A 13978-nucleotide genomic window follows, 5' to 3' on the forward strand; every position below is an offset into this window, starting at 1 on the left:
ACATGACCACCACCACAGCCCCCAGCCCCGTCCTCGAAGCCACCGGCGTCACCATGCGCTTCGGCGGCCTCACCGCGGTCCGCAACGTCGACCTCACCGTCAACGCCGGAGAGATCGTCGGCCTCATCGGCCCCAACGGCGCGGGCAAGACCACCTTCTTCAACTGCCTCACCGGCCTCTACGTCCCCACCGAGGGCAAAGTCGCCTACAAGGGCACGGTGCTGCCGCCCAAGCCGCACCTCGTCACCAGCGCCGGCATCGCCCGCACCTTCCAGAACATCCGGCTCTTCGCCAACATGACCGTCCTGGAGAACGTGCTCGTCGGACGCCACACCCGCACCAAGGAAGGCCTCTGGTCGGCCCTCCTGCGCGGCCCCGGCTTCCGCAAGGCGGAAGCGGCCTCCCGCGAACGCGCCATGGAACTGCTGGAGTTCATCGGCCTCGACCACAAGGCCGACCACCTCTCCCGCAACCTCCCCTACGGCGAGCAGCGCAAGCTGGAGATCGCCCGCGCCATGGCCAGCGAGCCGGGCCTGCTCCTCCTGGACGAGCCCACCGCCGGCATGAACCCGCAGGAAACCCGCGCGACCGAAGAACTCGTCTTCGCCATCCGCGACCGCGGCATCGCCGTCCTCGTCATCGAGCACGACATGCGCTTCATCTTCAACCTGTCCGACCGCGTGGCCTGCCTCGTCCAGGGCGAGAAGCTCGTCGAAGGCACCTCCGACGTCGTCCAGGGCGACGAGCGCGTCATCGCCGCCTACCTCGGCACTCCGTTCGAGGGCGCCCCCGGCGCGGAGGAACTCGCCGAGGTCGAGGCCGCCGAGGCGGCCGGAACCACGGCGGCCCCGGCCGACGACACGGCGGAAGCCCCCGCCGCCGAGGAAGCCGAGGAGACCCCGGCGGCCGGGACCGGCACGGACACCGACGAAGCCCCCGCGGCCGAGGAGACGTCCGCCGCCCCCGAGGCGACCGACGACTCCGACGCCCCGGAAGCCGACGAGGCCGCCGAGGAGACCGAGGACGCCACCCCGTCGGACGACTCCGACGCACCCGCCGCGTCCGACGACTCCGACGCGCAGGGCAGCACCACCAAGGAAGGAACCGCCCAGTGACCGCACTGCTCGAGGTCGAAGACCTCAAGGTCGCCTACGGCAAGATCGAAGCCGTCAAGGGCATCTCCTTCACCGTCGAAGCCGGCCAGATCGTCACCCTCATCGGCACCAACGGCGCCGGCAAGACGACGACCCTGCGCACCCTCTCCGGGCTCCTCAAGCCCAGCGGAGGCCGCATCCTCTTCGACGGCCAGCCCCTCGCCAACATCCCCGCCCACAAGATCGTCTCCCTCGGACTCGCGCACTCCCCCGAGGGACGGCACATCTTCCCGCGCCTCACCATCGCGGAGAACCTCCAGCTCGGAGCGTTCCTCCGCACCGACAAGGCGGGCATCGAGAAGGACATCCAGCGCGCCTACGACCTCTTCCCCATCCTGGGAGAACGCCGTAAGCAGGCCGCCGGCACCCTCTCGGGCGGCGAACAGCAGATGCTCGCCATGGGACGCGCCCTCATGTCCCAGCCCAAACTGCTCATGCTCGACGAACCCTCCATGGGCCTCTCGCCGATCATGATGCAGAAGATCCTCGCCACCGTCGCCGAACTCAAGGCGGACGGCATGACCATCCTGCTCGTCGAGCAGAACGCCCAGGCGGCGCTCTCGCTGGCCGACCAGGCCCACGTCATGGAGGTCGGCAGCATCGTCCTCTCCGGCACCGGCCAGGACCTCCTCCACGACGAGTCCGTCCGCAAGGCGTACCTCGGCGAGGACTGACCCTCCCGCGACCCCGGTCGCACGAAAAGGCCCGCACCTCCGTCAGGGGTGCGGGCCTCTTCCGTCCGCCGCTTCGTCGCGGACCGAGCTCTGCTGCGGGGCTCGGGACTAGCCCTTCGCCGCCTTCTTCTCCGCCGCGTCCTCGATGACCGCCTCGGCCACCTGCTGCATCGACATACGACGGTCCATCGACGTCTTCTGGATCCACCGGAACGCCGCCGGCTCCGTCAGCCCGTACTCCGTCTGCAGCACCGACTTCGCGCGGTCCACCAGCTTCCGCGTCTCCAGGCGCTGCGTGAGGTCCGCGATCTCACCCTCCAGCGCCTTCAGCTCCGCGAACCGCGACACCGCCATCTCGATCGCCGGCACCACGTCGCTCTTGCTGAACGGCTTCACCAGGTACGCCATCGCACCCGCGTCACGCGCGCGCTCGACGAGGTCGCGCTGCGAGAACGCGGTCAGCATCAGCACCGGGGCGATCGACTCCTCGGCGATCTTCTCCGCCGCCGAGATGCCGTCCAGCTTCGGCATCTTCACGTCGAGGATCACCAGGTCGGGCTTGTGCTCCCGGGCCAGCTCGACGGCCTGCTCACCGTCGCCCGCCTCACCGACGACGCTGTAGCCCTCCTCCTCCAGCATCTCTTTGAGGTCGAGACGGATCAGCGCCTCGTCCTCGGCGATGACGACACGGGTCGTCAGCGGAGGCACGTGCGACTTGTCGTCGTCGGGCGCGTCTACGGGCTGGGGCGACTCGGGGGCGGTCACGGGGGCTCCTCGTTCAGGGCGGGGTACTGCTCCCAAGAGCCTACCTAGCTGCGGTAAGGTGGGGAGACAGCGGGTGACCGCTGATCTTCGTTTCGAAGGAGCCCCGGTAGCCCAGCGGTAGAGGCAATGGATTCAAAACCCATATAGCGTCGGTTCGAATCCGACTCGGGGTACTTTTCCTTGGATGCCAAGGTTGTTCCACAAAAGCGGATGTTCCCATTCTGGTGAACATCCGCTTTTTGCTGCGTGTCACATCTCCATCATCCACAAAGTGGGCCACATGTACGACATGGGCACACGCAAGCGGGCGCTGGCGCTCGTTGCACAGGGACGCAGTCTCAACTCGGTGAGCAAGGAGATGCACATCTCCCGCCACGCGATCACCTGCTGGCAGCGCAGACTGGAGCCGCTGCTCCGGATCCCGCCCTGCATCCGTTGCCAGGAGACCCCGGGCGTACCCGAAGACCTTGAGGCGTACGCCTACCTGCTGGGTCTCTACCTGGGCGACGGCTACATCATCTCCAAGCCCCGACAGCACTACTTGATGGTCACCTGCACCGCTTCCTGGCCAGGCCTCATCGATGCCGCCGAGGAAGCGATGCGCAGGGTCCTCCTCGAACCAAGCGTCAAACGCATTCAGCGGACGGGGTGCGTCGACGTCAAGTCCTTCAGCAAGCACTGGCCCTGCCTGTTCCCCCAGCACGGTCCCGGCAAGAAGCACGAGCGGGCCATCGTGCTCGAAGGCTGGCAGCAGGAGATCGTCGACGCCCACCCCTGGGAGTTCGTCCGGGGGCTGATCCACTCGGACGGCTGCCGTATCACCAACTGGACCACCCGCGTCATCGGCGGGGAGCGCAAGCGTTACGAGTACCCCCGGTACTTCTTCACCAATGTCTCCGACGACATCCGGCAGCTCTTCACCGGCACCCTGGACAGGCTCGGCGTCGGCTGGACGCACTGCACCCGCCGCGGGAACCCGTACAACATCTCCGTCGCCAGGAAGGCCTCCGTGGCCCTCATGGACACCCATGTGGGCCCCAAGTACTGACCGGCGGCGGGGGCGCAGCCCCTCTGCCGGCCCGTAGGGGCCCGTCGGGCGTGGCGCGGCTACTTGGGGCTGTCGTCCTCGCCGATGTGGTGGACGCGGACCAGGTTCGTGGAACCGGAGACCCCGGGCGGTGAGCCTGCGGTGATCACGACGATGTCGCCCTTGGCGCAGCGGCCGTACTTGAGGAGGAGTTCGTCGACCTGGTCGACCATGGCGTCGGTGGAGTCGACGTGGGGGCCGAGGAAGGTCTCGACTCCCCAGGTGAGGTTGAGCTGGGAGCGGGTGGCGGGGGTGGGGGTGAAGGCGAGGAGGGGGATGGGTGAGCGGTAGCGGGAGAGGCGGCGGACGGTGTCGCCGGACTGGGTGAAGGCGACGAGGAACTTGGCGCCGAGGAAGTCGCCCATCTCGGCCGCGGCCCGGGCGACGGCGCCGCCTTGGGTGCGGGGCTTGTTGCGTTCGGTCAGCGGGGGCAGCCCCTTGGCGAGGATGTCCTCCTCGGCCGCTTCGACGATCTTCGCCATCGTCCTGACGGTCTCGATGGGGTACTTCCCGACGCTGGTCTCGCCGGAGAGCATGACGGCGTCGGTGCCGTCGATGACGGCGTTGGCGACGTCGGAGGCTTCGGCGCGGGTGGGGCGGGAGTTGTCGATCATCGAGTCGAGCATCTGGGTGGCGACGATGACCGGCTTGGCGTTGCGTTTGGCGAGTTTGATGGCGCGCTTCTGGACGATGGGGACCTGTTCGAGGGGCATTTCGACGCCGAGGTCGCCGCGGGCGACCATGATGCCGTCGAAGGCGGCGACGATGTCGTCGATGTTGTCGACGGCCTGGGGTTTTTCGACCTTGGCGATGACGGGGAGGCGGCGGCCTTCCTCGTCCATGATGCGGTGGACGTCGTGGATGTCCTTGCCGCTGCGGACGAAGGAGAGGGCGATGACGTCGAAGCCGGTGCGCAGGGCCCAGCGGAGGTCGTCCTCGTCCTTGTCGGAGAGGGCGGGGACGGAGACGGCGACGCCGGGGAGGTTGAGGCCCTTGTGGTCGGAGACCATGCCGCCTTCGACGACGGTGGTGTGGACGCGCGGGCCGTCGACGTCGGTGACTTCGAGGCAGACTTTTCCGTCGTCGACGAGGATGCGTTCACCGGGAGTGACGTCGGTGGCGAGTCCGTCGTAGGTGGTTCCGCAGGATTCGCGGTCTCCTTGGACGCCTTCCTCGACGGTGATGGTGAAGGTGTCCCCGCGTTCGAGGAGTACGGGTCCTTCGGTGAAGCGGCCGAGGCGGATCTTCGGGCCTTGAAGGTCGCCGAGGATCCCGACGCTGCGACCGGTTTCGTCGGAGGCTTTCCGGACGTGTCGGTAGCGCTCTTCGTGGTCGGCGTGGGTGCCGTGGCTGAGGTTGAAGCGGGCTACGTCCATTCCGGCTTCGACCAGGGCTTTGATCTGGTCGTACGTGTCGGTGGCGGGGCCCAGTGTGCAGACGATTTTCGCTCGGCGCATGATTCGAGCCTAGGCCTTACCGGTCGGTAGAGAATTGGTCACGCATGACTACTCAACAACCTTTGCGTGAAGGGCTATTGACAACTGTTGAATTGTGCGCCGCACCGCTCCGATGAGCAGGGAGTTGTCCTTCGTGCGGTCGGCGCGTTCTTCCGCCGGTGTCCGTCCGGGGTGCGCCGGGCTGCGGAGTGGGTGCGCGGAAGAGTCTTGTGTTGACTTTCCGTGATGCAGTCAGGTGCGGCTAGAGCCGTGGTGGGGCCATGGTGAAGCGGGCGTCGACCCGGGCGTGGACGTGCTGGCGCTGGGGTTCGAGGTCGAGGGGCGCCGGTTCGTCCTCGGCGGGGCCGGCGTCGCGGGCGGCCCGGCTGAGCGCGCGGGTGTTCCGGGGGGCTCGGGGGTGGGTGTCCTCGGTGCCGGTGTCGGCGAGTTCGACGAGTGCGGTGAGGGTGGTGCCGAGGGCTTCGGCGTATTCGCGGGCGCGCCGGACGGCTTCGTGGACGGCTTGCCGGCGTGCCGTGCGATGGGCGGGCGAGTCGGGCCGGAGGGTCCACCAGGGGCCGTCGACGCGGGTGAGGTCGAGGTCGGCGAGGGCGGTGGTGAGTTCGCCGAGTGCGGTAAAGTCGCTGAGTTCGGCGGTGATGTGGACGTGGCCGTGGTGGGTGCGGAGGCGTTCCGTGCGGCCGCGTGGGCTGAGCTCGGGGGTGATGGTGAGGGCGCCGGTTTCGAGGTGTTCGACGGCGTCGCCGTGGGTTTTGACGAGGTCGAGGGCTCGGGTGTTGCGGCGGGTGAGGTCGGCGAGGGTCTGGCGGCGGTCCTTGCCGCGGGCGGTGACGGTGATGGTGATGCGGGCGATCTCGGGGTCGACCTCGAGGTCGGCTTCGCCGCGGACGGTGAGGCGGGGTGTGCCGGGGGTGCCGTAGGGGACGGCGGGTTCGGCGCGTCCGGCGGCGGGCGTGGTGGCCGGGGTGTGTTCGCCGGCGGGTGCGGTGGCCGGGATGTGCCGGCCGACGGGGTCGGTGTCGGTGTCGGTGTCAGGGGTCATACGTCCCACTCTGTCACCGGGTGGGGGGTCCGTGGCGCCGCCCGGCCACCAGATGGAAACCTCCAGGGTCTTTTGCGGGGGCGGGTGTTGGGTCAGAATCTACGCGCGTTGTTGGCCTATTCCCGAGGAGTTCGAGCAATGCCGTTGAATCGCCGGAAGTTTCTGAAAGAGTCCGCCGTGACGGGTGCGGGGGTGGCGCTCGCGAGTGCGGGCGCGGCTCCGGTGGCACAGGCCGCGGAGGGGGCGAAGGGGGGCCGGCCGGTGAAGCGGTACGAGCTGACGGTGATGGGGACGACCGATCTGCACGGTCATGTCTTCAACTGGGACTACTTCAAGGACGCGGAGTACGCGGACAAGGCGGGCAACGCCCAGGGGCTGGCACGGATCTCGACGCTGGTGAACCAGATCCGCGCGGAGAAGGGGCGGTGCAACACGCTGCTGCTGGACGCGGGTGACACGATCCAGGGCACGCCGTTGACGTACTACTACGCGAAGGTGGACCCGATCACCGCCAAGGGCGGTCCGGTGCACCCGATGGCGCAGGCGATGAACGCGATCGGGTACGACGCGGTGGCGCTCGGGAACCACGAGTTCAACTACGGGATCGAGACGCTGCGGAAGTTCGAGTCGCAGTGCCGTTTCCCGCTGCTGGGTGCGAACGCGCTGGACGCGAAGACGCTGAAGCCGGCGTTCCCCCCGTACTTCATGAAGGAGTTCCGTGTTCACGGGGCTCCGCCGGTGAAGGTGGCGGTGCTGGGGCTGACGAATCCTGGTATCGCGATCTGGGACAAGGCGTACGTGCAGGGGAAGCTGACGTTCCCGGGCCTTGAGGAGCAGGCGGCGAAGTGGGTGCCGAAGCTGCGGTCGATGGGTGCGGACGTGGTGGTCGTGTCGGCGCATTCGGGTGCGTCGGGGACGTCGTCGTACGGTGACCAGCTGCCGTACGTGGAGAATTCGGCGGCGTTGGTGGCCCAGCAGGTGCCGGGGATCGACGCGATCCTGGTGGGTCACGCGCATCTGGAGATCCCGGAGCTGAAGGTCACGAACACGGCGACGGGCAAGACGGTGGTGCTGTCGGAGCCGCTGGCGTACGCGGAGCGGCTGTCGGTGTTCGACTTCGGGCTGGTCTTCGAGAAGGGCCGCTGGCACGTCGAGTCGGTGGCGGCTTCGGTGCGCAACGCGAACTCGGTGGCGGACGATCCGAGGATCACGCGGCTGCTGAAGGACGAGCACGAGGCCGTGGTGACGTACGTCAACCAGGTGGTCGGGCAGGCGACGGACACGCTGACGACGGTGGAGGCGCGTTACAAGGACGCTCCGATCATCGATCTGATCACGAAGGTGCAGGAGGACGTGGTGCGGGCGGCGCTGGTGGGGACGCAGTACGCGTCGCTGCCGGTGATCGCGCAGGCGTCACCGTTCTCGCGGACGTCGGAGATCCCGGCGGGCGATGTGACGATCCGGGATCTGTCGAGCCTGTACGTGTACGACAACACGCTGGTGGCGAAGGTGCTGACGGGTGCGCAGGTGCGGGCGTACCTGGAGTACTCGGCGAACTATTTCGTGCAGACGCCGGTGGGTGCGGTGGTCGACACGGAGAAGCTGACGAACGCGAACGGCCGCCCGGACTACAACTACGACTATGTGTCGGGGCTGCGGTACGACATCGACATCGCGCAGGCGGAGGGTTCGCGGATCAAGAACCTGACGTACGGCGGTGCGCCGTTGGACGACGCGCAGCAGTTCGTGTTCGCGGTGAACAACTACCGTGCCAATGGTGGCGGTGCGTTCCCGCACGTCGCTTCGGCGACCGAGGTGTGGTCGGAGTCGACGGAGATCCGGACGCGGATCGCGGAGTGGGTCACGGCGAAGGGTGTGCTGGACCCGAAGGAGTTCGCTTCGGTGGACTGGAAGCTGACGCGTGAGGGTGTGCCCGTGTTCTAGGGCGTGGGTGGTTCGGGTGGGCGGCGTCGGCGCGGTTCTCGCGTCGGCGCCGTTACGTTTTCGGCGGGTGTGGGGCGATCGGACGGTTACGGCCGGTGGGTGAACCGATCGGTGGGGCTGATCCGATGAGGAGATGCGGGGGTGGTTCTCATCGTCCGTCGACGAGCGGGATGAGCGGGACGAGGGGGGTGAGGGTCCGGGGTTCTCGGCGGGCGGCGGGGACGCGGGGGGTGTGGTCGAGGCCGAAGGTGGTGAAGGCGGTGCGGCCGGGGAGGGGGTAGGGGTCCTTTCCGGTGAGGGAGTTGAGGATGGTGGCGCTGCGCCAGGCGGCGAGGCCGAGGTCGGGGGTGCCGACGCCGTGGGTGTGGAGTTCGGCGTTCTGGACGTAGACGCGGCCGGTGACGGTGGGGTCGAGGACGAGGCGGAACTGGTCGTCGATGTCGGGGCGTTCGGCGTTGTCGCGGCGGAGGTAGGGGTCGAGTCCGGCGAGGAGGGGGGCGATGGGGCGTTCGCGGTAGCCGGTGGCGAGGACGACGGCGTTGGTGGTGAGGCGGGAGCGGGTGCCTTGCTGGACGTGTTCGAGGTGGAGTTCGATCTTGGTTGTGGCGATGCGTCCGGCGGTGCGGACGGTGACGGCGGGGGTGAGGACGGCGTCGGGCCAGCCGCCGTGGAGGGTGCGGCGGTAGAGCTCGTCGTGGATGGCGGCGATGGTGTCGGCGTCGATGCCTTTGTGGAGTTGCCATTGGGCGGCGAGGAGGCGGTCGCGGACGGGTTCGGTGAGGGCGTGGAAGTAGCGGGTGTAGTCGGGGGTGAAGTGCTCGAGGCCGAGTTTGGAGTACTCCATGGGCGCGAAGGCCTCGGTGCGGGCGAGCCAGTGGATCTTTTCTTTTCCGGTGGGGCGGTTGCGGAGGAGGTCGAGGAAGACCTCGGCTCCTGACTGGCCGGCGCCGATGACGGTGATGTGGTCGGCGGTGAGGAACCGGTCGCGGTGTTTGAGGTAGTCGGCGGCGTGGATGACGGGGGCGTCGGGGGCGTCGACGAGGGGTTTGAGGGGTTCGGGGATGTGGGGGGCGGTGCCGACGCCGAGGACGATGTTGCGGGTGTGGGTGCGGCCGAGGGCCTGGGCCCGGCCGTCGGTGTCGAGCTGGGTGAAGTCGACTTCGAAGAGTTCGTGTTCGGGATTCCAGCGGACGGTGTCGACCTGGTGGGCGAAGCGGAGTCCGGGGAGGTTGTCGGCGACCCAGCGGCAGTAGGCGTCGTACTCGGCGCGTTGGATGTGGAAGCGCTCGGCGAAGTAGAAGGGGAAGAGGCGGTCGCGGGCCTTGAGGTAGTTGAGGAAGGACCAGGGGCTGGTGGGGTGGGCGAGGGTGACGAGGTCGGCGAGGAAGGGGACCTGGAGGGTGGCGCCGTCGATGAGGAGCCCGGGGTGCCAGTCGAAGCCGGGGCGTTGTTCGTAGAAGACGGTGTCGAGTTCGGTGAGGGGGTGGGCGAGGGCGGCGAGGGAGAGGTTGAAGGGGCCGATGCCGATGCCGACGAGGTCGCGGGGTGTTTCGGCGGTGGGGTACTGGGGGTGGGGGTGCGGGTGGGGTGTCGGTCTCATCGGGGGGTGTGTCCTTCCACCAGTTTCAGGAGCGTGGCCAGGTCGCCGGGCCGGGTGTGGGGGTTGAGAAGGGTGGCCTTGAGCCAGCGGCGGCCGTCGAGGGTGGCGCGGCCGAGGACGGCGCGGCCTTGGTCGAGGAGGGTGCGGCGTACGGCGGCGACCGTGTCGTCGGTGGCGCCGCGGGGCCGGAAGAGGACGGTGCTGATGGCGGGGTGGTCGTAGAGCTCGAGGCCGGGGTGTGCGGCGATGAGGTCGGCGAGTTCGTGGGCGTGGGCGCAGACCTGGTCGACGAGGTGGCCGATGCCGTGGCGTCCGAGGGTTTTGAGGGTGACGGCGATCTTGAGGATGTCGGGGCGGCGGGTGGTGCGCAGGGAGCGGCCGAGGAGGTCGGGGTGGCCCGCTTCGGTGTCGTCGTCGGCGTTGAGGTAGTCGGCCCGGTGGGCGAGGGGGGTGAGGTCGGCGGGGTCGCGTACGGCGAGGAGTCCGGCGGCGACGGGCTGCCAGCCGAGTTTGTGCAGGTCGAGGGTGACGGTGTCGGCGTGGGCGAGTCCGTCGAGTCTGGTGCGGTGCCGGTCGCTGAAGAGGAGGCCTCCGCCGTAGGCGGCGTCGATGTGGAGGCGGGCGCCGTGGGTGGCGCAGAGGTCGGCGATGTCGGGCAGGGGGTCGATGAGTCCGGCGTCGGTGGTTCCGGCGGTGGCGGCGACGAGGAGGGGGCCGCGCAGGTCGGTGAGGGCGCTGTCGAGGGCGGCGGGGTCGAGGATGCCGGCGGGGGCGGGGACGACGACGGGTTCGGGGAGGCCGAGGAGCCAGGCGGCGCGGTGCAGGGAGTGGTGGGCGCCCGCTCCGCAGACGAGTTGGACGCCGTGGTGTTTTTCGCGGGCGAGGAGGAGGGCGAGTTGGTTGGACTCGGTGCCGCCGGTGGTGACGAGGGCGTCGGCCCGGATGTCCTGCGTGCCCCGCGCACCTGAGGCGCCCGGGGTGTCCGGGGTGTCCGGGGTGCCGTAGACGAGGTGGGCGAGGGCCTGGGCGACGAGTGCTTCGAGTTCGGAGGCCGCGGGGGCCTGGTCCCAGGAGTCGAGGGAGGGGTTGAGGGCGGATGCGGCGAGGTCGGCGGCGGTGGCGACGGCCAGGGGCGGGCAGTGCAGGTGGGCCGCGCACAGGGGGTCGGCGGGGTCGGCGGCGCCTTCCGCGAGGGCGCGTACGAGGGTGTGGAGGGCGTCGGGGCTGCCGTGGTGGGGCAGGGGGTCACCCAGGGCTGTGCGCAGGCGCTGGGCGACCTGTCCGGGTCCTCCGGCGGGGAGGGGTCCTCCGCGGGCGGCGGTGCCCTCGGCGAGGGCGTCCAGGACGGTGTCGAGCAACGGCCGCAGTGCGTCGGGGCCTTCCGGGCCTGAGGCGAGGGGCGGCGTGCTCATGGGTGTCCTCCGGTGGACGTGCGGCGGGGTCCTTCCCGGCGTGTACGTGTTTTGGGCAGGTGCGCCCGCCAAGGACAACGATTCGGCCCCGGCGGGGGTACTGCCGTACGGAGGATTTGTGTGGGCGGGGCCGGACGCGCCGGACGCCGGACGGCTGCGGGGCAGCCGTCCGGCGTCCGGGTTCGTCTCCGGTGTCCGGACTCGGGTGCGGGGTCCCGGTGTCCGGGGCCGGTGTCCGGGGCCGGTGTCCGGGTGTCCGGGTGGTGTCTAGGCCTGCCTCACCCGCAGCGCGCGTGCGAGGTCGTCGAGCTGGTCGGCGAGTTTGCGGCGCAGGGCCGGGATGGGTCCGGCGTCGCGCAGGCAGGTCTCGCCGAGGGCGAGGGTCTCGGGGGTGACGGCGCTGGCGGGGAAGGCGTAGCGGCCGGCGGCCTCGGCGATGGCGGGGCCGCGCCGTTCGGCGACGGCCACGGCGTCGGGCCAGTAGCGCTCGACGTACTCGTGGAGGAGGTCGGCCTGTTCGGGCTGCCAGAAGCCCTGGGCGGTGGCGGTGAACAGGTAGTTGGAGAGGCCGTCGCCGGCGAACATCGCGTCCCAGGCGGCGCGTTTGGCCTCGGGGTCGGGCAGCGCGGCGCGGCAGCGGGCGGCGCCTTCCTGGCCGGTGGCGCTGGGGTCCTGGACGAGTTCGGCGTCGATGACGGCGTCGTCGACGGCGCCGAGGACGCTGAGCCGGCCGAGGATGCGCCAGCGCAGTTCGGGGTCGAGTTCGGGGCCGCCGGGGACGGTGCCCTCGGAGAACCAGGCGCTGATGGTGTCGGGGTGGACGGCGACGCCGATGAGGTGGCGCACTGCGGTCAGGCGCAGGCCGGGGTGGGAGCCGTCCTCGGTGCGGCGGATGAGGTCGCGGCACAGGTCGGTGAGGGTGGTGAGGGCGGCCGGCCGCTGCTCGGGGCTCAGGTACCGGTCGGCGACGTGGGCGGTGGCGAAGGTCAGGACGCCCTGGACGACGGCGAGGTCGGTCTCGCGCGGCAGGTGGGTGCGGGCGGTCTCGATGTAGGCCGTGGCGGGCAGTTCGCCGTCGCGCACGGCGTCGCGCAGGGCGTTCCAGACGACGGCCCGGGTGAGGGGGTCGGGGAGGCCCCCGAGGGCGGCCCGTACGGTCTGGAAGGACTTGGTGTCGAAGCGGACCTTGGCGTAGGTGAGGTCGCCGTCGTTGAGGAGGAGCAGGTCGGGTCGGCGGCCGGTCCTGTGGGTGGACTCGCCCTGGGGGACGTCGAGTTCGAAGCGCTCGCGCAGGGTGAGCCGGTCGCCCTCGCCGGGGACGGTGTCGTAGGCGCCGACGGCGATGCGGTGGGGCCGGCTGCCCTGGTGGCCGACGGTGAGGTGCCACTGGCCGCCGGCTTCGGTGATCTCGGGGGTGAGGGTGTCGACGCCGGTGGTGCGCAGCCAGGCGTCGGCCCAGGCGTGGACGTCGCGTTCGGTGGCGGAGGCGAGGTTGTCGATGAAGTCGGCGAGGGTGGCGTTGGCGAACTTGTGGCGGGCGAAGTGGGTGTTGATGCCGGCCAGGAAGTCCTTCTCGCCGAGCCAGGCGACGAGCTGGCGCAGGGCGGAGGCGCCCTTGGCGTAGGAGATGCCGTCGAAGTTGAGCATGGCGGACGCGGTGTCGGGGACGGCGTCCGGGTCGGGGGCGACGGGGTGGGTGGAGGGGCGCTGGTCGGCGTCGTAGCCCCAGGACTTGCGGGCGACGCCGAAGTCGACCCAGGTGTCGGTGAAGCGGGTGGCTTCGGTGAGGGTCTGGTAGCCCATGTACTCGGCGAAGGACTCGTTGAGCCAGATGTCGTCCCACCAGCGCAGGGTGACGAGGTCGCCGAACCACATGTGGGCCATCTCGTGGGCGATGACCATGGCGCGGGTCTGTCGCTCGGTGTCGGTGACGGCGGAGCGGTAGACGAATTCGTCGCGGAAGGTGACGAGTCCGGGGTTCTCCATGGCGCCGGCGTTGAACTCGGGTACGAACGCCTGGTCGTAGGAGTCGAAGGGGTAGGGCTCGTCGAACTTCTCGTGGTAGCGGTCGAAGCAGGCGCGGGTGACCTCGAGGATCTCGTCGGCGTCGGCGTCGAGGTAGGGGGCGAGGGAGCGGCGGCAGTGCAGGCCGAAGGGCAGGCCGGCGTGTTCGGTGCGCACCGAGTGCCAGGGGCCCGCGGCGACGGCGACGAGGTAGGTGGAGATCAGGGGGGTGGGGGCGGCCTTCCAGCGGCCGTCCCCGAGGTGTTCGGTGACGCCGTTGGCGAGGACGGTCCAGCCTTCGGGGGCGGTGACGGTCAGTTCGAAGACGGACTTGAGGTCGGGCTGGTCGAAGGCGGCGAAGACGCGCTGGACGTCTTCCATGAACAGCTGGGTGTAGAGGTAGGTCTCACCGTCGGTGGGGTCGGTGAAGCGGTGCATGCCCTCCCCGGTGCGGGAGTAGCGCATGGAGGCGTCGACGCGCAGTTCGTGCTCGCCGGCGGTGAGTCCCTTGAGGGGCAGCCGGTTCTCGTCCAGGGTCTCCGGGTCGAGGGGCCGGCCGTCGAGGGTGACGGAGCGCAGTTCGGCGGGCTTCAGCTCGACGAAGGTGTCCGCGTCGGCACGGGCGGTGAACCGGATGACGGTGAGGGAGTCGAAGGTCTCGTCCCCTCCGGTCAGGTCGAGTTCGATCCCGTAGTGGTGGACGTCGAGGAGCTTGGCACGGGTCTGCGCTTCGTCGCGCGTCAGTACGGACATGAGGCCATGCTGCCCGATGGTGAGGTCAGGACACAGGGGTGGTCCGGTATGTACGCTTTGGGGCCGTCCGGTCACGGGCTGTGGCC

Annotated in this window: 10 protein-coding genes and 1 tRNA gene; 5 read left to right on the forward strand and 6 right to left on the reverse strand. The window is 69.7% G+C overall.

Annotated elements, in window-relative coordinates:
* Nucleotides 1-2 precede the first annotated feature (2 nt).
* Both CW362_RS14815 and CW362_RS14820 read left to right on the forward strand, forming a co-directional pair.
* Complete coding sequence (locus tag CW362_RS14815) at nucleotides 3-1115, forward strand: ABC transporter ATP-binding protein (RefSeq protein WP_103549914.1); 1113 nt, start codon at nucleotides 3-5, stop codon at nucleotides 1113-1115.
* Nucleotides 1112-1828 carry an ABC transporter ATP-binding protein gene (locus tag CW362_RS14820; protein ID WP_103549915.1) on the forward strand — a complete coding sequence of 239 codons (717 nt, stop codon included), beginning with the start codon at nucleotides 1112-1114 and terminating at the stop codon, nucleotides 1826-1828. Before CW362_RS14815 ends, CW362_RS14820 begins: the two co-directional genes overlap by 4 nt.
* A 108-nt stretch (nucleotides 1829-1936) precedes the next feature.
* Here CW362_RS14820 and CW362_RS14825 read toward each other — a convergent pair whose 3' ends face one another.
* On the reverse strand, nucleotides 1937-2593 hold the full coding sequence (locus tag CW362_RS14825; RefSeq protein ID WP_103549916.1) for an ANTAR domain-containing response regulator: 657 nt from the start codon (nucleotides 2591-2593) through the stop codon (nucleotides 1937-1939).
* 100 nt (nucleotides 2594-2693) lie between these two features.
* Here CW362_RS14825 and CW362_RS14830 point away from each other — a divergent pair.
* A tRNA-Leu gene (locus CW362_RS14830) sits at nucleotides 2694-2766 on the forward strand.
* A 107-nt stretch (nucleotides 2767-2873) separates the two neighbouring features.
* Nucleotides 2874-3641 carry a transcriptional regulator gene (locus CW362_RS14835; RefSeq protein WP_103549917.1) on the forward strand — a complete coding sequence of 256 codons (768 nt, stop codon included), beginning with the start codon at nucleotides 2874-2876 and terminating at the stop codon, nucleotides 3639-3641.
* Between the two features lie 59 nt (nucleotides 3642-3700).
* Here CW362_RS14835 and pyk read toward each other — a convergent pair whose 3' ends face one another.
* Nucleotides 3701-5137: a pyruvate kinase gene (pyk, locus tag CW362_RS14840; protein WP_103549918.1), complete on the reverse strand. Its 1437-nt coding sequence runs from the start codon at nucleotides 5135-5137 to the stop codon at nucleotides 3701-3703.
* Nucleotides 5138-5378: 241 nt separating this feature from the next.
* Nucleotides 5379-6179 carry an SIMPL domain-containing protein gene (locus CW362_RS14845; RefSeq protein ID WP_103549919.1) on the reverse strand — a complete coding sequence of 267 codons (801 nt, stop codon included), beginning with the start codon at nucleotides 6177-6179 and terminating at the stop codon, nucleotides 5379-5381.
* A gap of 138 nt (nucleotides 6180-6317) precedes the next feature.
* Between CW362_RS14845 and CW362_RS14850 the strand changes: the two genes are divergently transcribed.
* Nucleotides 6318-8123 (forward strand): bifunctional metallophosphatase/5'-nucleotidase, encoded by a 1806-nt coding sequence (locus tag CW362_RS14850; RefSeq protein ID WP_103549920.1) that lies wholly within the window; start codon nucleotides 6318-6320, stop codon nucleotides 8121-8123.
* 148 nt (nucleotides 8124-8271) lie between these two features.
* Here the strand turns inward: CW362_RS14850 and CW362_RS14855 are convergent, their stop codons facing one another.
* The 3 genes from CW362_RS14855 to pepN all read right to left on the reverse strand — a co-directional run bounded on the left by CW362_RS14855 (nucleotide 8272) and on the right by pepN (nucleotide 13892).
* Nucleotides 8272-9723 (reverse strand): lysine N(6)-hydroxylase/L-ornithine N(5)-oxygenase family protein, encoded by a 1452-nt coding sequence (locus CW362_RS14855; RefSeq protein ID WP_103549921.1) that lies wholly within the window; start codon nucleotides 9721-9723, stop codon nucleotides 8272-8274.
* Nucleotides 9720-11135: a pyridoxal phosphate-dependent decarboxylase family protein gene (locus CW362_RS14860; protein ID WP_103549922.1), complete on the reverse strand. Its 1416-nt coding sequence runs from the start codon at nucleotides 11133-11135 to the stop codon at nucleotides 9720-9722. Before CW362_RS14860 ends, CW362_RS14855 begins: the two co-directional genes overlap by 4 nt.
* Before the next feature lie 267 nt (nucleotides 11136-11402).
* On the reverse strand, nucleotides 11403-13892 hold the full coding sequence (gene pepN / locus CW362_RS14865) for an aminopeptidase N (protein WP_103549923.1): 2490 nt from the start codon (nucleotides 13890-13892) through the stop codon (nucleotides 11403-11405).
* Nucleotides 13893-13978: the final 86 nt, after the last annotated feature.

Source organism: Streptomyces populi, from assembly GCF_002911015.1.
Taxonomy (GTDB): Bacteria; Actinomycetota; Actinomycetes; order Streptomycetales; family Streptomycetaceae; genus Streptomyces; species Streptomyces populi.